Here is a 22,830-nt window from a genome sequence, read left to right on the forward strand (position 1 = left end):
GTGCGTACCTAAATGTCATTTCGACTATTACTGAAATTAAAATTTATTTTAATTGAAAGTAGCTAGCATAGCTATAAGCGGAACGGAGACTTCTCGACCACGCTCGAAGTGACATTGCGTTAACCAACTGTGCTTAGTTTAACCTAATGACATTGCGCTCCCCTTCGTCATTTCGATTATAGCGCAAGCGCAACCCTTCTTAAAACAAAAAAATCCTGTCGAAATTCGACAGGATTGTAATTGATGTGGGCAATGAGGGATTCGAACCCCCGACCCCCTCGGTGTAAACGAGGTGCTCTGAACCAACTGAGCTAATTGCCCTAAGCGGATGCAAATATAGTATAGATTTTAAATCTACCAAACATAAAATGAAAATTATTTTATTTTTTTTCAATGAAAAAAGGATGCACTTTGTTTAACTCCTCAAAACCAGTATTATGAGACTTCTCGACTACGCTCGGTTCAACAGTATGAGTAGTGTGGCGTTGTGAGACTTCTCGACTGCACTCGAAGTGACATTTCGTAGCTCAATGTCAATTATTCAAAGTAATTTAACGTTTCGTAACCATTATCTTTTAATAATTGTGTTTTTTGCATCAACTTTACATCTGATTGCATCATGTCTTTTACAAGATCTTGCAAATCATAATCGCACTCCCAACCCAACTTCTCTTTTGCCTTAGAAGCATCACCAATTAACAAATCGACTTCTGTAGGTCTAAAATACTTAGGGTCTATAGACAACACTTCTTGGCCCACTGCTAAAAACTGAGATTTCTGCACTGTGCTCGAAAATAAATTATCGTAAATTTTTGTATTTATCGATTTTATATAGCCTTTTTCATCTATACCTGATCCTTTAAATTCTAATTCCACACCAACCTCCGCAAATGCCATGCTTACAAAATCTCTGACAGTCGTAGTTTTACCCGAAGCAATTACCCAATCTTCAGGTTGTTCTGCTTGTAAAATCATCCACATCATGCGCACATAATCTTTGGCATGCCCCCAGTCTCTTTTGGCATCTAAATTTCCTAAATAGATTTTTTCTTGTAAACCCAACGCTATCTTAGCAGTGGCTCTAGTGATTTTTCGTGTAACGAAAGTTTCACCACGCAAGGGAGATTCATGATTAAACAAAATTCCATTACACGCATACATTCCATAAGCTTCTCTATAATTCACCGTTATCCAATAGGCATACATTTTTGCAACAGCATAAGGCGATCTCGGATAAAAAGGAGTCGTTTCCGTTTGTGGTACTTCCTGCACTTTACCATACAGCTCTGAAGTAGAGGCCTGATAAATTCGTGTTTTGTTCTCTAAGCCCAATAAACGAATTGCCTCCAACAACCGTAACGTACCCACACCATCGGTGTCTGCAACATATTCTGGCATTTCAAAAGAAACACGTACGTGACTCATAGCTGCCAAGTTGTAAATCTCATCTGGCTGTATTTCTTTAACGAGCCGTGTTAAATTGGTACTATCCGTCATATCTCCATAATGCAAAATAAATTTCTGATTATCTACATGTGGATCTTGATACAAATGATCAATTCGGTCGGTATTGAATAAAGAAGACCTTCTTTTTAAACCATGTACGGTATATCCTTTTTTTAATAAGAACTCACTTAAATAAGCACCATCTTGCCCTGTTACTCCTGTTATTAATGCTACTTTCATTTTTGTTTGTTGTTCGTTGTGCGTTTTTCGTTGATTAATGATGGGATAAAGAAAATATGATTAGTCCTTTAATGATTTAATTAATTTCTGCAACATCATTTTTATTCTTGTGCAAAGCGAATATAACTTAAGATATTCTTCATTAGAAATGTACTTTAAATCTTTTGCTAAAAATAATTGATAATTTGATTCTTCTAATGAGCCTTTTGCAATATATAAAAACTGTGTAAACTCCTTTTTATACTGCCTTCCTTGCCCTTCGATTATATTTGTGGGAACACTACTAGAGCTCCTCCTTAATTGATTGGTAAGACCAAAATTTTCTGAAGAAGGAAAGTTTTTTGAAATTTGATATACATCCAATGTAAATTGATGTGCTAATTCCCAAACTTGTAATTTATTCTCCATTCTATTTTCGTTGTGCGTTTTTCGTTGTTCGTTATGCGTTTTGCGATTAACCAACAACGAAAGACGGCTTTATAATTTAACCTCCTTCACACTATCTATATGCTCCAAGAACCATTGATATGTTTTTTGTATTCCGGCTTCTAATGCTGTTGTATATGTCCAGCCGGCTGCTTTCAATTTTGACACATCCATTAATTTTCTTGGGGTGCCATTGGGTTTTGACGCGTCCCAAATAATACTACCTGTATGACCCACTATCTTTTGAATGGTTTCTGCCAATGCTTTTATGGTAACGTCTTTTCCTGTGCCCACATTGTACAAATGCGATGAAAGCTTGTTTTCTAACGCAAACACCACTGCCTCTGCCAGATCATCTACAAACAAAAACTCCCTCATAGGTTCCCCATTTCCCCATAACTCAACTGGTGCATTGTTATTTATTTTTGCCTCATGGAACTTTCGAAGCATGGCTGGCAACACGTGTGAGGTTTCCATATCAAAATTATCATGATAGCCATATAAATTAGTAGGCATTAAGCTTAAAAAATCTTTTTGATATTCTTTACGAATGGCCTCACAGGCCTTTACTCCTGCAATTTTAGCAATGGCATACCATTCATTCGTGGGCTCTAAAGTATCGGTTAACAAATAAGACTCTTTTAAAGGCTGCTTGGCAAACTTTGGATAAATACAAGAACTCCCTAAAAAGATAAATTTGCGAACATTATTTTGGTGTGCGGCGTCTATCAAATTATTCTGGATTTGAAGATTCTGCATTAAAAATTGGTATGGGTAGTTTTGATTCGCTAAAATACCACCTACTCTTGCAGCTGCATCAATCACAATTTCAGGTGCTTCTTCTTCAAAGAAACGATTGACTAAATTTTGATTTGTTAAATCTAATTCGTGGCTTTTTTTGCCAATTAAATGTGTATAGCCTTTAGCTTCTAGAGTGCGCCAAACTGCAGCACCAACCATTCCTTTATGCCCGGCAATATAAATTTTTGTTGAAGGCTTAATTGCCTTTAGTTTTAATGTCATTCGTATGTATTTCTCGATTTTTATTGCTGTAGTGCTTACAAATATAACTAAAAGAGAAGATATTTATTAAAGCACCTCTGCCACTACAAACGTACTACCTCCCACATAAATTGTATCTGACGATTGCGCTTTAGACAACGCTTCTTTATAGGCCTGAATTACAGATGCAAACACAGTGCCTTGCAATCCAAAAACACCTGCTTTTTGCTGCAATATTTCTGCAGATAGGCCTCTTGGAATGTTTGGTTTGCAAAAATAATAGGTAGCATTTTTGGGAAATAATGGCAATACAGTAGCCAATTCCTTGTCAGAAACAACACCTAATACCACATGCAATTGCGAAGAAATCACCTGTTTTAATTGTTGCAAAACTAAAGTTAAGCCTTCTGTATTGTGTGCAGTATCACAAATTACCCTCGGACTTTTTTGCAATAGCTGCCACCTACCCTTTAAATTGGTGTTTTTTACAACATTTTGTAAGCCTCGTTTTATGGCTTCTTCCGAAATTTTAAAATTTTGTAATTGGTGAATGGCAGTTACTGCTGTTTTTACATTCGCCTCTTGATAATGCCCTAAAAGATCGGTTTTGTATGAAAAAGAGCTATCGGAAGCAAAAACGAGTTGGGTATTTTGATGCGCTGCTTTGTCTGAAAATACCGAAACAAGCTCCGACTGTTTTTCTCCAATAACAACAGGGACATTTTCTTTTATAATTCCTGCTTTTTCTGAGGCAATTAACGGTAAGGTATCTCCTAAAATCTGAGTATGATCTAACCCAATATTCGTAATTACAGCTACTTCTGGTGTAATAATGTTGGTGGAGTCTAATCGACCCCCTAACCCTACTTCTACAATAGCAATGTCTACTTTTTGACGTGCAAAATAATCGAATGCTAGCCCAACTGTCATCTCAAAGAAAGACAACTGGTGTTTTTCTAAAAACGCTTTATGCTGCCCAATAAAAGTAGTGACATCTTCTTTTGGAATTTCTCTGCCATTAATTCGAACCCGTTCTGTAAAATTCTTTAAATGCGGAGAGGTGTAAAGACCTACCTTGTACCCTGCTTCTTGCAAAACAGAAGCCAACATGTGCGAGGTAGATCCTTTGCCGTTAGTACCTGCAACATGAATGGATTTAAATTTATGCTCTGGATGATTCAACTCTTTTGCTAAAGCAATAGAATTGGTAACATCTTTTTTAAAGGCAGTTTTTCCTTGATGTTGATACATGGGTAACTGGGCAAACATCCACTCAAGCGTTTCCTTGTAAGTCATAAAAACTTAAAAAAGTTACTTATCTTTTCTTTTTAAATTTTCTTTTTCTTGTACTTCTTTTCGCAGTCCACTGCTAGAAAAACGGTGTTCTCTCTTATTAAAATACAATTCGATACCTTTTTCTTCACAATATTTTCTACCTGTAAATTGCTTGCTTGCGTACTCTTCTCCAATAATTCTAACATCTACCTTAAAAGAACGTAAAACATCTTCTAAGTCTTGCTCTGTAGCATAAGGAACAATCTCATCTACAAATCTACATCCTTTTAACTGAATATATCTTTCTACAACAGACTGTACAGGTTTATTTTTTTCTGGCCTATCTAAAGTAGGATCTGTTTGTAGGGCACAAATTAAATAATCGCACTGACGCTTTGAGTCTTCTAACATAGTGATATGACCCGCGTGAAGTAAATCGAACGCACTAAAAGTTATTCCTATTTTCATAATTTTATTGTTTATTGTTTCCCTAATAACCAAGAAGAAGATTGAATTTTATCTCCTAAACCATCGATTAACTGAATGCCTAATTCGTTACAAATTGGCGCCTCTGGAATAGAGTTATTGTCTTGATCACCTCCGTTTGCAAAACCAATCTGATACTCATTTCCATATTTTTGGTGTAAAGTACGAATAGATTCGCACACTGTTCTGTCTTTATCTACAGAAATAATCGCACGATCTACTGCTTTTATATTCTGTACAATGAATAAACGTTCCTCCTCTTTCTGAAATTCTTTAGATCCTTTTAAAGCTCTTTGAAAATCGCTATTTACAATTACAAACAACTCGTCTGCGAGTGCTTTTGCGTTGTTAAAATATTCCAAATGCCCTTTGTGTATTGGATTAAAATAACCAGACACAATAATTGCTTTTTTCTTCATTTTTAGGTAATTGGTTATTGGATTTTTATTGAGTAAGGCTAAATTTATAAATAATAGTGCCAATTTGGTTAGAAGGCGCTTTAAAATCTGAATTCCATTTTGTTTGCAGTGCAGCTTCTTTAGCAGGCTTTCGCAAACAATCTGCGGTATTGGTAGATCCTTTTACACCAGATTCTGCTTGTATAACCTCGCCTTTTCTATTTACTGTAATTCGAACTACTACTATACCTTCCTCTTGACAATCGGGTTTTTTTATTGGGATTGTCACTACGTTTCTTCCCGCCAAATTATAAGTATTCCCATTGCCCGACGTTGTATTTCCATAAAAATCAGGCGCGTTCTTGTTACCTGCTTTACTTCCTTTTACACCTTCTTTATCGGTTGTTCCTTCTCTTTGTTGAGTTCCATTTTTTTCAGCCCCATTTAACAAGTTATTTAACGCATCTGTTGTTGCTTTAGATGGCTTTGGTTTTGGCTTTTCTTGTACAACTTTTTCTTTTGTAACTTTTTCGATTGGCTTTTTTGCTATTTCTTTAGTTTTTTCTACAACGGTTGCTTCTGTATTGGTGTCATCTGTAATAAGATCTTCTTTGATGATTTCTTTTAGAATTTCTTTGACCTCTTCTACTACCTCTTCTTCTTTCTCAACTTCTTTAGGTGCTGTTGCTTTGTTTGTTTCTTGAATTGGTTTTCCTTTACCATCATCTGAATTGCCAAAATTAATAGCTACTCCATATTCTTTTGGAGGATCTAAATAGGTCATTCCAAAATTAAAAATTAGCAACACAGATAACAGTAATACTATTGCTGTTATAATGGCTGATTTTCGTTGATGTTTGGTCTTTAATATGGGCATATGATATGTCTAAATGTCAAAGGTTCTAAAACTGAATAAGCCTTAGTAAAACTAGAGATTACTTTCCTTTTACCGCTAAAATCATCTTTAGTTTGTTCTTATTTGCAATGTCTATAACCTGCATCACATTTTTGTAAGGCACATTTTTATCTCCACGAATAATAACGGTCTTCTTTTTATCTGAACCCACTTTTTTTAATAGTTCATTCTCCAAATTAGAAGAGGATACTTTGGTTTTATCGATATAAAATTGTGAAGTATTGGTAATAGATACAGCAACTGATGTGTTATTTTCAGTTTTACCACCAGCCTTAGGCAACAGAACATCTATAGCACTTACAGTGACTAAGGTAGATGTTAACATAAAAAAAATTAACAATAGAAATACAATATCTGTCATTGATGACATATTGAATGATGGGTCTACTTTATTTCTTCCTCTTAAATTCATGCTAAAACCTTATTTATATTAGACATCCAAGTAAAACCCCTTAAACAGGTTCATTCAATAAATCTAAAAACTCGACCGACTTTGCTTCCATCTGATAAATGACTTTATTGGTTTTTACCACCAGGTGATTGTACGTAATGTACGCTATAATTCCAACAATAAGTCCTGCAACAGTCGTAGTCATGGCTGTATACAAACCGTCAGAAAGCATTTTAATATCTATTTGACCTCCAGCATTTGCAATTTCGTGAATCGCAACAATCATTCCGATTACAGTTCCTAAAAAACCAATCATTGGTGCAGCTCCTGCTACTGTTGCCAATACCGAAACGTTTTTCTCTAAAGCATAAATTTCTAATTTACCAGTAGTTTCTATAGCTGTATTAATATCTTCTAAAGGCTTTCCTATTCTAGAAATCCCTTTACCAATTAAACGTGCTGTAGGCGTATTTTTACTTTCGCACAAAGCATTTGCTGCTGCTAATTTACCGTTGGTTATATGATCTTTTATTTGATTCATAAAGTTCTTGTCTACCTTAGAAGCTGCTTTAATTGCAAAAATTCTTTCAAAATAGATATACAAAGCAACTGCCAAAAGCACAAAAAGAAGTCCAATAATAATTTGCCCCCCTAAACCTCCATCTAGAATTAGTTGGTAGATTGACAATGTTTTTTCTTGTAGTACTTCTTCTTGTAAAGCGGAATTTTCTTGAGAAAATGTTACCATTAAAATAATTTTATGTTTAACGTATTAACGAACGTATTGTGTTTAAATTGTCTAAAAAATCCCGAATCATTAAATTCAGGATTTTTAGATATCAAATAAATTTTTACTCACTATTTAAGATAAAAGTAATTTTACCATAAAATAACCTAAACCTCCTAACACAATAGTGTATGGCAATGCCATTTTAACCATTTTACCATAAGATAGGTTAATTAAAGGTGCTAGTGAAGACGTTAATAAAAACAAGAAAGCAGCTTGGCCGTTTGGTGTTGCTATACTCGGTAAATTAGTACCTGTGTTAATAGCAATCGCTAACTTTTCAAAATGTTCTCTATCAATAGCTCCACTTTTAAAAGCGGCTTCTATCTCTCCAATATATACTGTAGCAACAAATACATTATCACTTATGGCTGATAAGAATCCGTTAGCAATGTAAAATAACCCTGGTTGTGATGCCGGATCTTGCGCTAATGCCCATTGTATAATTGGACTAAACAAATGCTGATCGTGAATCATGGCAACAATAACAAAAAAGACCACAAGTAACCCTGTAAAAGGAAGCGCCTCTTCAAAAGCGTGCCCTAACTGATGCTCATCTACAATACCCATAAAGGCCGTTTGCACTATAATTAAAGCCAAACCTATAAAGCCAACAGGAGCAACATGCAAAGCCAAACCTGCTATTAACAATAGCGCAGAAACACCTTGTATGATAAGACCATATTTTTGTGCACTTGTTCTTTTGTTGTCTTCCTCTAACGTATAATTTTCAATTATATCAGCGGCTACAGAGGGTAATTTTGCTCCAAAACCAAACCAACCTGTAGTTTCTAAAAGTATGGTAGTTAGCAAACCTGCTCCTAAAACAGGTAACGTAATAGGTGCCATTTTTAAGAAAAATTGTATAAAATCCCAACCTACGCGTTCTCCAATTAATAAGTTTTGTGGCTCACCTACTAAAGTACATACTCCTCCTAAAGCAGTACCCACAATTCCATGCATGATTAAACTTCTTAAAAAACTACGAAATTGCTCTAGTGTTTCTCCACTTAATTCTTTTCTATCTGGAATTCCATCTTGATTAAAATCGGCAGATTCATTAGAATGGATTTTATGATACACCCCATAAAAACCAACAGCAACACTAATTAAAACCGCCGTTACAGTTAATGCATCTAAAAATGCAGAAAGTATAGCTGATAAAAACACAAAAAGTAAAGACAATACTACTTTAGATTTTATTTTGGTAAACACCTTACTAAAAATATACATTAATAGAGGTTTCATAAAATAAATCCCAGCCACCATAAACACCAAAAGCAACACAACTTCTAAATTTTGGTCTACTTCATGATAAGCATTTTTAGAAGTTGTTAATCCGAGTGCAATGGCCTCTATAGCTAATAACCCTCCTGATTGAAGTGGGTAACATTTTAATGCCATTGCCAAAGTAAATATAAACTCCCCAATAAAAATCCATGCTGTGACGGTTTTACCTAAAATAAAGAAAGAAAATACATTGAAAATTAAAAACCAAATCATGATCATTTTAAACCACTTCGGACTGTTTCCTAAAAAATTTTTAAACATAGTATATATTTTATATCAATTGTTGTAGCGCTATTTCAAACGCTGTTTCACTAATTTTTATTTTTTGATTACTTTTTTCGAAAGTTTTTTGAAGTGCTTGTTTAATAATTTCAGAGGTATCCGCAAAAATTGCCTCATCTGTCAATTCAACTCTTCGCTCCATAAAATAGGCAAATACTCTAGCCATTCCGCAATTGCTAATAAAATCTGGAATTAAACTTACTTTTTTGTCTGTATTTTCCATTATAGATCCAAAAAAGATTTCTTTATCCGCAAAAGGTACGTTAGCTCCACTAGATACTACCTCTAAACCAGAGGAAATCATTTGAGTAATTTGGTTTTGAGTAATTAATCTTGATGCTGCACAGGGTGCAAATATTTCGCAGGGTATATTCCAAATTTTTTCATTAATCTCATCAAAAGGAATCATAGCGTCTGCTACTAATGTATTTCCTTTTTTTGTTAAGAAAAATGCTTTAATCTCTTCAAAAGTAAAGCCTTCTTCATTAATAACGCCTCCATCTCTATCTATAATTCCAACTACTTTAGCTCCCATTTCTGCTAAATAGTAAGCTGCTGCAGAACCTACGTTTCCAAAACCTTGCACTACTGCTTTTTTTCCTTTTACAGAACCTCCATATATGTTGTAATAGTGTTTTACAGCTTCTGCAACACCATATCCTGTAATCATATCTGCAACGGTATACTTTCTACTAACATCTGGAGAAAGCGCTTTACTCTCAATTACTTTGATAACCCCCAAACGCAATTGACCAATTCGATTGATTTTATCTGCTTCGGTTGGTTTAAAGTGGCCATTAAAAACACCTTCTTGAGGATGCCATACGCCACTTTCTTCGGTAATAGGAATTACCTCATGGATTTCATCTACATTTAAATCGCCTCCAGTACCATAATAACTCTTTAACAAAGGTGCTACTGCTTTATACCAACGTTCTAAAACGCCTTTTTTTCGCGGATCTTGAGGATCAAAGTTAATACCCGATTTTGCTCCTCCAATGGCAGGTCCAGAAACGGTGAATTTTACTTCCATGTTTTTTGCCAAAGAAAGTACCTCATTCATATCCAATCCTTTACGCATTCGAGTCCCTCCTCCTGCTGCTCCTCCTCTTAACGAGTTAATTACAGCCCAACCTTCTGCTTCTGTTTCAGAATCTTTCCAGTTAAAAACGATTTCTGGTGCTTTGTTTTCGTATATTTTTAATAATTCTTTCACCTGTATTTTAATGTGTTTTTTTAAACTTTTAATTTTGTAATCTAAATTTGAATATTAATCGCTTTGCAAAATTAAAGTTGACGCATTTTCTATACTATTTTAAGAATTTATATTTGGTTATCTAGCTAGAAACAAACTTACTGTAAAAAAATGATTCTTAAAATAAATAATCGAAAAGAATACTAAAATTTAAGGGTAGGCGACCACACCTGAAGAATGATCTTTTTTAGCGCCTGTTACCGATTTTAAGCAATTTACTTCTCCTTTTAATTTTAACAATCCTAAGAAAGAAAACACTAAGGCTTCTTTAAAATGAATAAGTTTATCGGGCACCAAAGTTATCTTGTTTTGCGCGTGATACTGTATTCTTTGCATTAAGAAATCATTAAAAACACCACCTCCTGTCACTAACACAGCATCACTTTTAAAAATAACCGCTCCTATTTGAATAGCAATATGCTCTACAAAAGTGCGCAACACCATAAACTCATCTTTTTCACAAGCATTAATTAATGGAAAAATATGCTCTTGAACCCATTCTAAACCTAACGATTTTGGAGCTTCTTTTTTGTAAAATTCTAAGGCATTGAGCTGCATTAAAAGCGCTTCGTTTACTATGCCTTTTGCTGCACATTTTCCTGAGACATCGTAGGGCAAATCGAGCTGATTCGCATAATGGTTTAATACAATATTTACAGGACAAATATCAAAAGCAATCCTTTGGTTATTTAAAGCATAAGAAACATTAGAAAACCCTCCTAAATTTAAACAATACTCGTAGTTTTTAAACAAGACCTGATCTCCAATAGGCACCAAGGGAGCACCTTGCCCTCCAAGTTTTACATCTTGGGTTCTAAAATCATAAACAACCTTTATATTGATCTTTTTTGCGATTTTTTTACCACACCCAACTTGCAGTGTAATTCCTTTATCGGGTTCATGCAAAATAGTGTGTCCATGAGAAGCAATAAAATCTACGTGCTGAATGTTATAATTACTTTTAAAATCAGCAATTACTTCCCCTAAAAACCCACCATATTGTTTGTGCAAAACATTCAACTCATTTCTCGTATAATGTATTGCGTTTTGCAACAAAACCTTCCACTTTTTTGTATATGGAATAGTCTCTGCATGAATTATTTTAAAATTTGCAGAATTATCGGTTTCAAATTTTACATAAACCAGATCAATACCGTCTAAAGAAGTTCCAGACATTACCCCAATAGAAAAAACAGATTTATTCATCATATCTGTAAAATTAATAAAAGTCTATTGAAAATATGTTACGAAATCGATATATTTGCAGTCAAAAATTATCAATATAATAAAAATATATTCATGGATTTTAGTTTAACAGAAGAACACGTAATAATTCGTGAAGCTGCAAGAGATTTTGCACAAACAGAATTACTACCTGGTGTTATCGAAAGAGATAACAAGCAAGAATTCCCCCAAGAATTGGTTCGTAAAATGGGAGACCTTGGTTTTATGGGAATTATGGTAGATCCAAAATACGGAGGTAGCGGAATGGACACCATTTCTTATGTATTGGTTATGGAAGAATTATCTAAAATAGATGCTTCTGCTTCTGTGATGGTTTCTGTAAATAATTCACTCGTTTGTTATGGGTTAGAAGCTTATGGTTCAGAGGCTCAAAAACAAAAATACTTAACCAAATTAGCTACAGGAGAACAAATTGGCGCATTCTGTTTGTCTGAGCCAGAAGCCGGTTCTGATGCAACTTCACAAGCAACTACAGCGATAGACAAAGGAGATCATTATGTAATTAACGGTACTAAAAACTGGATCACTAATGGAGGACGCTCAGACGTATACCTTGTGATTGCCCAAACCGATAGAGAAAAAGGACATAGAGGAATTAATGCTTTCATCGTAGAAAAAGGAATGAAAGGTTTTGATATTGGCCCAAAAGAAGACAAACTGGGTATTCGTGGCTCAGACACGCACACCCTACAATTTAACGATGTAATAGTGCCTAAAGAAAATAGAATTGGTGAAGATGGCTTTGGCTTTAAATTCGCAATGAAAACCTTATCTGGAGGAAGAATTGGTATTGCTGCACAAGCCTTAGGTATCGCTTCTGGAGCTTACGAATTGGCATTAAAATACTCAAAAGAACGTAAAGCTTTTGGTACAGAAATTTGCAACCACCAAGCCATTGCATTTAAATTAGCTGACATGTACACAGAAATTGAAGCTGCAAGAATGTTAGTAATGAAAGCTGCTTGGCAAAAAGACCGTAAAGAAAATTATGACATGGCTTCTGCAATGGCAAAACTATACGCATCTAAAGTAGCAATGGAACAAACCGTTGAAGCTGTACAAATTCATGGAGGTAATGGATTCGTAAAAGAATACCATGTAGAACGTTTGATGCGTGATGCAAAAATTACACAAATTTATGAAGGAACTTCAGAAATTCAAAAAATTGTAATTTCTAGAGGTGTCATTAAAGGATAACAAGCAATATATCTTAACAATGAAATCCATCTTTTTATGAAAGATGGATTTTTTTATCCAAAAACAATTCCAAAAAAAAAGGAGCTATATATTAATGAGTAACTTATTCAACGTACAAAATATAAAAGACACCCACTACAACTCTAAATCCACTTTATAAAGCTGCAAGCCAGAACCAGGCGCAATATTGCGCATAAATTGCTTGTCATTATCAACTTTTAGAGAGTCTTCTATATATTGTAATGATAAATTCCCCTTTCCTAATTCAAATAATGTAGCCATCATTAAACGAATCTGATACCGCAGAAACCCCTTCCCTCTTACTAGTAACACATAGGAGTGCTCAGGAAAAAAGTTTGCAGTTAGAATTGTATTCTCTACAATTTCACAATAATCAATAGTTCTCTTAAAGATAGTTTTTTCGGAAGGTTTGGTACAATACTTATGAAAATAATGATTCCCTTGAAAAAGTTTAGCTCCTTTTTGCATTAGCTCAATATCTAAATTATTTGACTCGTTTACCATAAAAGGTGCTGCAAAAGGGTGATTTTTGGAGCCAAATGAGAAATAATAATGATACTCTTTTACCTTAGGCACGTTAATAATATTTACATCTAAACCAACTTCTAAAATTGAATTTGCTCTAAAATCTGGAGGAAAGTTAGCATTCAACTCCTCCAAAAATTTATTTTCTTTGAGAGTAAAAAGTACAAAAAGCTGAAAAACATATCCAATCGCAGACACTTTAGCATCAGTTCTCCCCACTCCAATAGTCTTATAAGTAGCATCTTTTAAAACGAAAGACAAGCTTTTATCTACAATATCGTGCAAGGTTTTAGCATTAGGCTGTTTTTGCCAGCCTGAAAAACGAAATCCAAGAAATTCTAAAGAGATTAAGTAACTTTTTACATAATTCATAATGCAAAAATACAATAATTCCATTTTTTTTTACAAAAAGTGCATTTTTATGAATATCTCAAAATATATATTCATTTTTTTTTGAACCTTGTTTTTTTTACCCTAAAAAAACAACAAAATACACTTATAATAATTTTAACCCCTTTTTTTTGAGGGTATATTATAAAAATTAGTCTTTTTTAAAAACACCACCCCTTGTAGTTTTAATATTAATACATACATTTACACCGTTAAACAAATAAACTATTAACAAAAACGAAAAGAACAACATTATGAAAAAAATTATTTTCACATTATTATTAGCTTCAAGTTTTTTAGCTAATGCACAGGAAAACGAAGAAAAAACATTTACATTAAGCGGTAGTGTAGACACCTACTTTAGAGGAAATATAAGTGGTGGAAATTACGATACTGCTCCAGGAAGTTCTTTTGCAAATCAACCCGGTTTTGCACTAGGAATGATTAATTTAATTGCAGGTTACGAAGGAGAAAAAGTAGGTTTTGTTGCAGATATGGTTTACGGACCAAGAGGCGCAGATGCCGTTTTTAACTCTGTTGGCAACTCATCATCAATTGTAAATCAACTTTATGCATATTGGAATGTAAGTGATAAAGTAACCTTAACTATTGGAAACTTCAACACCTTTTTAGGATATGAGGTAATTTCACCAACGGCAAACTTTAATTACAGTACTTCGTATTTATTTTCATACGGACCTTTTAGTCATACAGGAATTAAAGCAGACATTGCACTATCTGAGAACACTTCGCTAATGTTGGCAGTAATGAACCCTACAGATGCAACAGAATATAACCCAAATGGAAGCTACGCATTTGGCGCACAATTAGGATTCTCTGGACAATTCATCAATTTCTTATACGATCAAGGTGCTTACGAGGTTGATTTTACAGGAGGATTTGATGTTTCTGATACTTTCTTTTTAGGAGTTAATGCCGCTTATTTTTCTGGAGATGAAGCACCGGGATTTTATGGTGCTGTTTTATACCCACAAATTGCTACTTCAGAAAATTTTAAAATTGGACTAAGAGCAGAATTTTTCCAAGAAACTGATGGCGATTTTGGAGCCATTGGAACAGGGGTAGCTGAATCAAGTGTTTTTGCGACTACATTAACTGGAAATTATAAGATTGGTGCACTAACGATTATCCCTGAATTACGCTTAGACGCAGCTTCTGAAACAGCTTTTGTAGGTGATAAATCTTTAAGTTCATTCGCACTAGCAGCAGTCTACGCTTTTTAAAACAATTAAAAATTTAAATCATAATCAAAAATGAAGAAAATTGAAGCAATTATCAGAAAATCAAAATTTAAAGCAGTAAAAGAGGCTTTACACGAAGTTGATGTTAACTTTTTCTCATACTGGGATGTTACTGGTTTAGGAAACGAAAAAGAAGCCCATGTATACAGAGGTGTAAGTTACAGTACTAGCGATATACAACGTAGACACCTTTCTATTGTGGTAAACGACAACTTTGAGGAAATTACCGTCAATGCGCTACTAAAGTCAGCAGCTACAGGAGAGGTAGGAGATGGTAAAATCTTTATCTCAGACATTAGTGAAGCCTACAGAATAAGAACAGGTGAAAAAGGAGGAGAAACATTAAAAAAAATATCAAAATAAAACACAATGGAAGGATTATTTACAGCAAATAATGTATGGATGATGATCTGTACAGCCTTAGTTTTCTTTATGCATACAGGTTTTGCATTTTTAGAAATTGGATTAACACGTCAAAAAAATACAATAAATATTTTATTTAAAAATATATTTATCATTACAGTAGGTTTATTGCTCTACTATATTGGTGGTTTTAACTTAATGTACCCTGGATTTGCAGAAGGTTCAGCAGGATTTTTAGATTTTGCTGGTTTTGGGATATCAGCACCAGAAAACGGAATGACAACTGAATATGCTGATGGTGGCTATACCTGGTGGACAGACTTCTTATTTCAAGGAATGTTTGCAGCAACTGCAGCTACAATTGTTTCAGGAGCAGTAGCAGAACGCATGAAAATTGGTCCGTTTATGATTTTTACAGTCATTTATGTTGGACTTGTCTATCCAATTGCAGGCTCTTGGAAATGGGGTGGTGGATTCTTAGATCAGCTAGGTTTTTATGACTTTGCAGGATCTACACTAGTGCACTCTGTTGGAGGTTGGGCTGCTTTAGTAGCAGTATGGTTATTAGATGCAAGAATAGGAAAATTTAAAAATGGAAAAACACAAGCAATTCCAGGACACAACATCCCTTTAGCTACAGCTGGAGTTCTAATATTGTGGCTAGGATGGTTTGGATTTAATGGGGGCTCTGTATTATCTGCAGACCCAGAATTAACCTCTTTAACTTTAGTAACCACATGTTTGGCTGCTGCTGCTGGTGGTGTAATTGCTGCTTTAGTCTCTTTCTTAAAGTATAAAAACTTAGATTTAACTATGTTTTTAAACGGAATACTTGGTGGTTTAGTGGGAATCACTGCAGGGGCAGATGTAATGACACCAGAAAGTGCAATTATAATTGGAGGTATAGCTGGAGCATTAATTGTTTTTGCTGTTGCTTTTGTAGATGTAATAAGATTAGATGATCCGGTAGGCGCAATTGCTGTTCACTTAATTTGTGGAATTTGGGGAACATTAGCTGTTGGAATTTTTTCTACAAACCCAGAACACACTTTCTTAATACAATTAACTGGAGTAGCTTGCTATGCTGCTTTTTGCTTGGCAACTTCTTTCTTAATCATTTTTACGTTAAAGAAAACAGTGGGAATTAGAGTTAGCGAAAAAGAAGAATTAGAAGGGTTAGATGCGCATGAACATGGTATGGACGCCTATTCAGATTTTAGATTAAACGAACACTAAGGTGTTTGTTAAATATATAAATAAGGCTCTAAACTTTGGTTTAGAGCCTTATTTATTTACTTTTTAAGAATATCACAAATTTGATTAATCTAAATTATGATAAGTATATTTTTGATATTGATATTTTATTTCCATCATAAAAATTTTAACTAAAACCCCGTATCTTTAAATTATATTTAATAAAATTCATAGATTTGTAAATATAATTTAATTTGATATGGAGAAACAAGGATTGTATTTACCAGAATTTGAACATGAGAATTGTGGTGCTGGATTTATATGTAATTTGAATGGAAAAAAAACAAATCAAATTATTCATGATGCACTAGAAATCCTTGTAAAACTAGAGCATAGAGGTGGTGTAAGTGCAGATGGTAAAACAGGAGATGGAGCAGGTTTATTGATTGATATTCCTCATGAATATTTTACTAGAGTATGCGAATTTGCACTACCAAAGCAAAGAGATTATGCAGTTGGTATGGTTTTCTTACCAAAAGTTTCTAATCAGTATAATTTTTGTAAAACTGTCTTCGAAAAAGAAATTACAGAGCAAGGTTTAACTGTCATTGGATGGAGAGTTGTTCCTGTAGATTCATCACAACTTGGTGAAATTGCATTAGCATCAGAACCAAATATTGAACAACTTTTTGTAGGTAAATCAGATGATATTGATGAGGCTACTTTCAAAGCAAAATTATACGCAGCGAGAAAAATTGCTGAACATACAATTAGAACTTCAAAAATTTCTGAGAATAATTATTTCTACGTTCCAAGCTTATCAATAACAACCATTATTTATAAAGGTATTATTATGCCAGAAGATATTGGCCCATATTATAAAGATCTACAAGAAATAGATTTAGTAACAAGATTAGCACTAGTGCATCAGCGTTTTTCTACAAACACAATGCCAACTTGGGAGCTTGCACAACCATTTAGACATATGTGTCAAAATGGTGAAATCAATACTTTAAGAGGAAATGTAAGTAGAATGAGAGTTAGAGAAGAAATCATGAAAAGTGATGTCTTTGGTCCTCAAATCGATAAATTATTCCCAATCATTCTTCCAGGCAAATCAGATTCAGCATCAATGGATATGGTTGTCGAATTATTAACACACACAGGTAGGTCGTTACCAGAAATTATGATGATGATGATTCCTGAAGCTTGGGAAAAACATGCAACAATGTCTCTTGAACGTAAGGCGTTTTATGAATACAATGGCTGTATTATGGAGCCTTGGGATGGCCCAGCCTCTGTACCTTTTACAGATGGTGATTATATAGGTGCACTTTTAGATAGAAATGGCTTAAGACCATCTAGATATACAGTTACCAAGAGTGGTAAACTTATCATGTCTTCAGAAATTGGTGTTGTAGATATAGCTCCATCAGACGTTAAAGAACATGGACGTTTAGAACCAGGAAAAATGTTCTTGGTAGATATGAATGAAGGCAGAATCATTGAAGACAAAGAAATTAAAAGTAAAATTGTTGCAGAAAGACCTTATCAAGAATGGTTAGATAAAACACGTTTACACCTAAAGGATGTTCCTTATACAAGTGAAACTTGTCCTATAGAAACTATTGATATTAAAACGCGTCAACGTTTATTTAATTACACGTTTGAAGATATTCAAGAAGTAATTACACCAATGGCGCAAGTTGGTAAAGAGGCTTTAGGTTCAATGGGTATAGACACTCCATTAGCTGTACTATCAGACAGACCTCAATTAATTTCAAATTATTTTAAACAACTTTTTGCACAAGTAACCAACCCTCCTTTAGATGGTATTCGTGAAAATATTGTTACTGATATTAGTTTAAATTTAGGAAAAGACAGAAATATATTTAGCATTACAGAAAGACAATGTAGAAAATTAAGAATACAGAATCCTGTAATTTCTAATGCTGATTTAGAAAAAATTAGAAGTATAAATATCGAAAGTTTTAAAGCAGAAACTATACAGATTTTATACCCAAAGAGCAAAGGTTTAAATGGCCTTGAAAATGCTTTAGAAGCTATTGTAATCCAAATAGAAAAAGCACTTGAGGCTAAGAAAAATATCATCATACTTTCAGATAGAGGAGTTAATCAAGAATTAGCACCAATACCTGCACTTTTAGCATGTTCATTTGTAAATCATCAATTAAATCGTTTACGTAAACGTTCTCATTTTGATATTATTATAGAATCTGCAGAACCTCGTGAACCACATCATTTTGCAACACTATTTGGTTATGGCGCAAGTGCTATTAACCCTTATATGGTGAACGAAATTATTAGAATGCAAGTTAAAGAAGGCTTCATTACTGATATGGATGAGCAAAAAGCTGTAGATAATTTTAATACAGCTATTGGTAAAGGGTTGTTGAAAGTGATGAATAAAATCGGAATCTCAACTTTACATTCCTATAGAGGCTCTCAAATTTTTGAGATTGTTGGGTTCAATTCTCAGTTTGTAGAAAAATATTTTCCATATACTGCATCAAGAATAGAAGGGATAGGTTTATATGAGATAGAAAAAGAAATAGATCAACGTTACAAACAGGCATATCCAGATAATCAAATTGATAAAAACTTAGGTTTAAACATTGGTGGAGATTATAGATGGAGAAGAAATGGAGAACGTCATTTATTTAACCCAACAACTGTTTCTAAATTACAACAAGCTGTACGTTTAAGTGATCAAAAAAGTTATGATGTTTACGCAAAAGCTGTAAATGAACAAGCTGAAAACTTAATGACAATTAGAGGTTTGTTTGAATTTGATAACTTAGATCCAATTCCTTTAGAAGAAGTAGAACCGTGGACAGATATTGTAAAACGTTTTAAAACTGGTGCCATGTCTTATGGATCTATTTCTAGAGAAGCTCATGAGAATTTAGCAATTGCAATGAATAGAATTGGAGGTAAGTCTAATTCAGGAGAAGGTGGTGAAGATAGAACACGTTTTCAAAAAGATAGCAATGGAGACAGTAGAAATTCTGCCATCAAACAAGTTGCTTCTGGTAGATTTGGAGTTACGTCTCACTATCTAACCAATGCTAAAGAAATTCAGATAAAAATGGCTCAAGGAGCCAAACCTGGAGAAGGTGGTCAATTACCTGGTTATAAAGTATTACCATGGATTGCAAATGCAAGAAATTCAACACCTTTTGTAGGTTTAATTTCGCCTCCTCCACACCACGATATTTATTCTATTGAAGATTTAGCACAGCTTATATTCGATTTAAAAAATGCGAATCGAGAAGCAAGAATTAACGTAAAATTAGTTTCAGAAGTTGGTGTAGGTACAATAGCAGCAGGTGTAGCTAAAGCTAAAGCAGATGTTGTGTTAATATCAGGCTATGATGGAGGTACAGGAGCTTCTCCTTTAACATCTTTAAAACATGCAGGTTTACCATGGGAACTTGGTTTAGCTGAAGCACAGCAAACTTTGGTAATGAATAGCTTGCGAAGTAGAATTGTTGTTGAATGTGATGGTCAATTAAAAACGGGTAGAGATGTAGCTATAGCAGCACTTTTAGGCGCTGAAGAATTTGGCTTTGCAACTGCACCATTGGTAGCTTCTGGTTGTATTATGATGCGTAAGTGTCATCTAAATACTTGCCCTGTTGGAATTGCTACTCAAGATAAGGAATTAAGAAAAAACTTTAAAGGTACACCAGAGCATGTAATTAATTTCTTCTATTACATTGCAGAAGAATTAAGAAATATCATGGCTCAATTAGGCTTCAGAACTTTATCTGAAATGGTGGGACAAACACATAAGATAAACGCCAATAAAGCAATTAAACATTATAAAGCAAAAGGATTAGACCTTTCTAGTATTCTACATAGACCAGATTCATATAGAAAAATGACTGTGAACAATACAGAAAAACAAGATCATAATATAGATGAAGTTTTAGATTTTACCATACTTAAAGACTCTCATAGAGCGATGTATAGGAAAGAGAAAATGAATCTTAATTATCCTATAAAAAATACAAATAGAACTGTAGGTGCCATTGTTAGTAATGAAATATCTAAAATTTATGGTCATTTAGGTTTACCTGAAGACACTTTAAATATTAAATTCACTGGTTCTGCTGGACAGAGTTTTGGAGCGTTTGGTGCTTATGGATTAACCTTTACCTTAGAGGGTAATACTAATGATTACTTAGGTAAAGGATTATCAGGTGCTAAATTAATTGTAAAGAAACCTGCTTCTGCAGATTTTCTTGCCGAGAATAATATTATAGTTGGTAATGTTTGTCTTTTTGGGGCTGTTAACGGTCAAGCTTACATTAATGGTATTGCAGGGGAACGTTTTGCAGTTCGTAATTCAGGAGCTACAGCAGTTGTAGAAGGTGTAGGTGATCATTGTTGTGAATATATGACAGGTGGCCAAGTAATAGTATTAGGTAAAACAGGTAGAAATTTTGCAGCTGGTATGAGTGGTGGTATAGCCTATGTTTTTGACCCAGAAGGTAATTTTAAAAACGGATTATGCAATACTGAAACCATTGAATTCGAAAGCATTTCTGAAGATAATGCTGCGGAATTAAAATCGAATATTGAAAAACATCATTTGTATACCAACAGTAAAAAAGCAAAAGTTTTATTAACTGATTGGGATAATAGTTTAGGCAACTTTGTAAAAGTAATGCCAACTGAATATAAACGTGCTTTAGAACGTTTAGAAACAGAAGAACCAATGTTTGAAGAATTAACAATAGCATAATGTCATGGGAAAAGTAACAGGATTTAAAGAAATTGAAAGACAAGATGAAACGTATAAGTCTGTAATGGATCGTGTAAAACATTATAATGAATTTACGGTTCCTTTGGCAGATAAAGAAATTACCAAACAAGGTTCACGATGTATGGATTGTGGTATTCCATTCTGTCACAGTGGTTGTCCTTTAGGGAATTTAATACCAGACTTTAACCATATGGTGCATCAAGGAGAATGGAAAAAAGCATCTTGGATATTACATTCAACAAATAATTTTCCAGAATTTACAGGAAGATTATGCCCTGCTCCATGTGAACAAGCATGTGTATTAGGTATTATAGAAGATCCAGTTTCAATAGAAAATATAGAAAAAAACATTGTAGAACGCGCTTTTAAAGAAGGATGGATTAAGCCTCAAATACCGAAAACTAGAACAGACAAAACTATCGCTGTTATTGGTTCAGGACCAGCAGGTCTCGCAGCTGCACAACAACTAAATAGAGCTGGTCATACAGTAACTGTTTTTGAAAGACATGACGAAATTGGAGGATTGTTAAGATATGGAATTCCAAATTTTAAAATGGAGAAACATATTATAGATAGAAGAATTGCAATATTAAAAGCAGAAGGAATCATATTTAAAACCAATGTTAATGTTGGTGTTGATTATGATATTAAAAATTTAGATAAGTTTGATTCTATAGTTTTATGTGGTGGAGCTACAAAAACTAGAAGTTTACCTACACCTGGTATAGATGCTGATGGTGTTGTACAAGCCATGACTTTTCTAACACAACAAACAAAAGTTATATTTGATAAAAAAGTAGAAAATCAAATTAAAGCTACAGATAAAAATGTTATTGTTATCGGAGGTGGAGATACTGGCTCAGATTGTATTGGTACGTCAAATAGACAAGGAGCTAAAACTGTAGTGAATTTCGAAATAATGCCAAAACCACCTGGACACAGATCGCCTACTACACCTTGGCCTTTTTGGCCTCTAAAATTAAAAACTTCGTCATCACATCAAGAAGGTGCAGAACGAAATTGGTTAATTAACACGAAAGAATTTGTAAAAGACGATAGCGGAAAATTAATTGCTTTAAAAACAGTTAATGTAGAGTGGAAAATAATACCTGGTCAAAGACCAGAGTTGATTGAAATTCCAGGCACTAAAAAGACTTGGCCTTGTGATTTGGCACTATTAGCTTTAGGTTTTACAGGACCTGAAAGTACTTTAGCAGAAAAACTAGGTATACATACAGACAAAAGGTCTAATTATATTGCTGATTATGGAAAGTACCAAACCAATATAAAACATATATTTACAGCTGGAGATATGAGAAGAGGACAATCTTTAATAGTTTGGGCCATTTCTGAAGGTAGAGAAGCTGCAAGACAAGTAGATTTATTCTTAATGGGTAAATCTGAACTTCCTTCAAAAGATATCGCTGGAGACCTTGTGTCAATGTAAATAAAACTTTATTAGAATTAAAAAAAGCTCATATTTTAAATATGGGCTTTTTTAATATCTAAAGATTTAAAATAATCATTACATCAGGATATTATATATTTAATATTAATAAAGATTTAAAAATAGATTCGTTATATAAAAAAACCTCATATCATAGATATGAGGTTTTAGTTACTTGACTAGGTCAAGATTTAAAGAAA

At 33.9% G+C, this 22,830-nt stretch carries 19 protein-coding genes and 1 tRNA gene; 6 read left to right on the plus strand and 14 right to left on the minus strand.

What is annotated here, in order from left to right; all coding sequences use genetic code 11:
- Positions 1–246 precede the first annotated feature (246 nt).
- The 13 genes from Q0L44_RS04375 to Q0L44_RS04435 all read right to left on the minus strand — a co-directional run bounded on the left by Q0L44_RS04375 (position 247) and on the right by Q0L44_RS04435 (position 11,403).
- A tRNA-Val gene (locus tag Q0L44_RS04375) sits at positions 247–321 on the minus strand.
- A gap of 216 nt (positions 322–537) precedes the next feature.
- Entirely contained in the window at positions 538–1,686 is a 1,149-nt protein-coding gene (gene gmd / locus Q0L44_RS04380) for a GDP-mannose 4,6-dehydratase (protein WP_296635778.1), read from the minus strand.
- Between the two features lie 60 nt (positions 1,687–1,746).
- Complete coding sequence (locus tag Q0L44_RS04385; protein ID WP_296635781.1) at positions 1,747–2,094, minus strand: four helix bundle protein; 348 nt, start codon at positions 2,092–2,094, stop codon at positions 1,747–1,749.
- 69 nt (positions 2,095–2,163) lie between these two features.
- The gene (locus Q0L44_RS04390) at positions 2,164–3,114 is read right to left on the minus strand and encodes a GDP-L-fucose synthase (RefSeq protein WP_296635826.1); all 951 of its coding nucleotides are present in this window, start codon (positions 3,112–3,114) and stop codon (positions 2,164–2,166) included.
- 87 nt (positions 3,115–3,201) lie between these two features.
- Complete coding sequence (locus Q0L44_RS04395) at positions 3,202–4,410, minus strand: folylpolyglutamate synthase/dihydrofolate synthase family protein (RefSeq protein WP_296635783.1); 1,209 nt, start codon at positions 4,408–4,410, stop codon at positions 3,202–3,204.
- Positions 4,411–4,425: 15 nt separating this feature from the next.
- Positions 4,426–4,857 carry an adenylyltransferase/cytidyltransferase family protein gene (locus tag Q0L44_RS04400; RefSeq protein WP_296635786.1) on the minus strand — a complete coding sequence of 144 codons (432 nt, stop codon included), beginning with the start codon at positions 4,855–4,857 and terminating at the stop codon, positions 4,426–4,428.
- Positions 4,858–4,868: 11 nt separating this feature from the next.
- A complete protein-coding gene (locus Q0L44_RS04405; RefSeq protein WP_296635788.1) occupies positions 4,869–5,294 on the minus strand; it encodes an adenylyltransferase/cytidyltransferase family protein in 426 nt (141 codons plus the stop codon).
- Between the two features lie 25 nt (positions 5,295–5,319).
- Positions 5,320–6,150: an energy transducer TonB gene (locus Q0L44_RS04410; RefSeq protein WP_296635791.1), complete on the minus strand. Its 831-nt coding sequence runs from the start codon at positions 6,148–6,150 to the stop codon at positions 5,320–5,322.
- A gap of 58 nt (positions 6,151–6,208) precedes the next feature.
- The gene (locus tag Q0L44_RS04415; protein WP_296635794.1) at positions 6,209–6,601 is read right to left on the minus strand and encodes a biopolymer transporter ExbD; all 393 of its coding nucleotides are present in this window, start codon (positions 6,599–6,601) and stop codon (positions 6,209–6,211) included.
- Between the two features lie 40 nt (positions 6,602–6,641).
- Complete coding sequence (locus Q0L44_RS04420) at positions 6,642–7,328, minus strand: MotA/TolQ/ExbB proton channel family protein (protein WP_296635797.1); 687 nt, start codon at positions 7,326–7,328, stop codon at positions 6,642–6,644.
- 114 nt (positions 7,329–7,442) lie between these two features.
- On the minus strand, positions 7,443–8,918 hold the full coding sequence (gene nhaB / locus Q0L44_RS04425; RefSeq protein WP_296635799.1) for a sodium/proton antiporter NhaB: 1,476 nt from the start codon (positions 8,916–8,918) through the stop codon (positions 7,443–7,445).
- A 10-nt stretch (positions 8,919–8,928) separates the two neighbouring features.
- Complete coding sequence (locus Q0L44_RS04430; RefSeq protein ID WP_296635802.1) at positions 8,929–10,155, minus strand: Glu/Leu/Phe/Val dehydrogenase dimerization domain-containing protein; 1,227 nt, start codon at positions 10,153–10,155, stop codon at positions 8,929–8,931.
- A 189-nt stretch (positions 10,156–10,344) separates the two neighbouring features.
- Positions 10,345–11,403: an anhydro-N-acetylmuramic acid kinase gene (locus tag Q0L44_RS04435; protein ID WP_296635805.1), complete on the minus strand. Its 1,059-nt coding sequence runs from the start codon at positions 11,401–11,403 to the stop codon at positions 10,345–10,347.
- A 90-nt stretch (positions 11,404–11,493) separates the two neighbouring features.
- Here Q0L44_RS04435 and Q0L44_RS04440 point away from each other — a divergent pair, with 90 nt between their 5' ends.
- On the plus strand, positions 11,494–12,636 hold the full coding sequence (locus tag Q0L44_RS04440; protein ID WP_296635807.1) for an acyl-CoA dehydrogenase: 1,143 nt from the start codon (positions 11,494–11,496) through the stop codon (positions 12,634–12,636).
- 135 nt (positions 12,637–12,771) lie between these two features.
- Here Q0L44_RS04440 and Q0L44_RS04445 read toward each other — a convergent pair whose 3' ends face one another.
- On the minus strand, positions 12,772–13,554 hold the full coding sequence (locus tag Q0L44_RS04445; protein WP_296635810.1) for a tRNA pseudouridine(38-40) synthase TruA: 783 nt from the start codon (positions 13,552–13,554) through the stop codon (positions 12,772–12,774).
- Positions 13,555–13,826: 272 nt separating this feature from the next.
- Between Q0L44_RS04445 and Q0L44_RS04450 the strand changes: the two genes are divergently transcribed.
- The 5 genes from Q0L44_RS04450 to Q0L44_RS04470 all read left to right on the plus strand — a co-directional run bounded on the left by Q0L44_RS04450 (position 13,827) and on the right by Q0L44_RS04470 (position 22,630).
- A complete protein-coding gene (locus Q0L44_RS04450; RefSeq protein WP_296635812.1) occupies positions 13,827–14,816 on the plus strand; it encodes an outer membrane beta-barrel protein in 990 nt (329 codons plus the stop codon).
- A gap of 30 nt (positions 14,817–14,846) precedes the next feature.
- Positions 14,847–15,197, plus strand: a complete 351-nt coding sequence (locus Q0L44_RS04455; protein WP_296635815.1) for a P-II family nitrogen regulator — start codon at positions 14,847–14,849, stop codon at positions 15,195–15,197.
- A gap of 6 nt (positions 15,198–15,203) precedes the next feature.
- The gene (gene amt / locus Q0L44_RS04460; RefSeq protein ID WP_296635818.1) at positions 15,204–16,433 is read left to right on the plus strand and encodes an ammonium transporter; all 1,230 of its coding nucleotides are present in this window, start codon (positions 15,204–15,206) and stop codon (positions 16,431–16,433) included.
- 217 nt (positions 16,434–16,650) lie between these two features.
- The gene (gene gltB, locus Q0L44_RS04465) at positions 16,651–21,162 is read left to right on the plus strand and encodes a glutamate synthase large subunit (RefSeq protein WP_296635821.1); all 4,512 of its coding nucleotides are present in this window, start codon (positions 16,651–16,653) and stop codon (positions 21,160–21,162) included.
- A gap of 4 nt (positions 21,163–21,166) precedes the next feature.
- Positions 21,167–22,630, plus strand: a complete 1,464-nt coding sequence (locus tag Q0L44_RS04470) for a glutamate synthase subunit beta (RefSeq protein WP_296635823.1) — start codon at positions 21,167–21,169, stop codon at positions 22,628–22,630.
- The last annotated feature ends 200 nt before the right edge of the window (positions 22,631–22,830 follow it).

The sequence above is a fragment of the Polaribacter sp. genome (assembly GCF_024639685.1).
Classification (GTDB): domain Bacteria; phylum Bacteroidota; class Bacteroidia; order Flavobacteriales; family Flavobacteriaceae; genus Polaribacter.

Excerpts from the sequence above, each read along its gene's own strand:
- Q0L44_RS04415 (WP_296635794.1), bottom strand. The coding sequence starts at position 6,601 with ATGAATTTAAGAGGAAGAAATAAAGTAGACCCATCATTCAATATGTCA.
- Q0L44_RS04455 (WP_296635815.1), top strand. The coding sequence starts at position 14,847 with ATGAAGAAAATTGAAGCAATTATCAGAAAATCAAAATTTAAAGCAGTA.
- Q0L44_RS04420 (WP_296635797.1), bottom strand. The coding sequence starts at position 7,328 with ATGGTAACATTTTCTCAAGAAAATTCCGCTTTACAAGAAGAAGTACTA.
- Q0L44_RS04435 (WP_296635805.1), bottom strand. The coding sequence starts at position 11,403 with ATGATGAATAAATCTGTTTTTTCTATTGGGGTAATGTCTGGAACTTCT.
- Q0L44_RS04440 (WP_296635807.1), top strand. The coding sequence starts at position 11,494 with ATGGATTTTAGTTTAACAGAAGAACACGTAATAATTCGTGAAGCTGCA.
- amt (WP_296635818.1), top strand. The coding sequence starts at position 15,204 with ATGGAAGGATTATTTACAGCAAATAATGTATGGATGATGATCTGTACA.
- Q0L44_RS04445 (WP_296635810.1), bottom strand. The coding sequence starts at position 13,554 with ATGAATTATGTAAAAAGTTACTTAATCTCTTTAGAATTTCTTGGATTT.
- Q0L44_RS04405 (WP_296635788.1), bottom strand. The coding sequence starts at position 5,294 with ATGAAGAAAAAAGCAATTATTGTGTCTGGTTATTTTAATCCAATACAC.
- Q0L44_RS04470 (WP_296635823.1), top strand. The coding sequence starts at position 21,167 with ATGGGAAAAGTAACAGGATTTAAAGAAATTGAAAGACAAGATGAAACG.
- Q0L44_RS04395 (WP_296635783.1), bottom strand. The coding sequence starts at position 4,410 with ATGACTTACAAGGAAACGCTTGAGTGGATGTTTGCCCAGTTACCCATG.
- Q0L44_RS04385 (WP_296635781.1), bottom strand. The coding sequence starts at position 2,094 with ATGGAGAATAAATTACAAGTTTGGGAATTAGCACATCAATTTACATTG.
- nhaB (WP_296635799.1), bottom strand. The coding sequence starts at position 8,918 with ATGTTTAAAAATTTTTTAGGAAACAGTCCGAAGTGGTTTAAAATGATC.
- Q0L44_RS04450 (WP_296635812.1), top strand. The coding sequence starts at position 13,827 with ATGAAAAAAATTATTTTCACATTATTATTAGCTTCAAGTTTTTTAGCT.
- Q0L44_RS04410 (WP_296635791.1), bottom strand. The coding sequence starts at position 6,150 with ATGCCCATATTAAAGACCAAACATCAACGAAAATCAGCCATTATAACA.
- gmd (WP_296635778.1), bottom strand. The coding sequence starts at position 1,686 with ATGAAAGTAGCATTAATAACAGGAGTAACAGGGCAAGATGGTGCTTAT.
- gltB (WP_296635821.1), top strand. The coding sequence starts at position 16,651 with ATGGAGAAACAAGGATTGTATTTACCAGAATTTGAACATGAGAATTGT.
- Q0L44_RS04400 (WP_296635786.1), bottom strand. The coding sequence starts at position 4,857 with ATGAAAATAGGAATAACTTTTAGTGCGTTCGATTTACTTCACGCGGGT.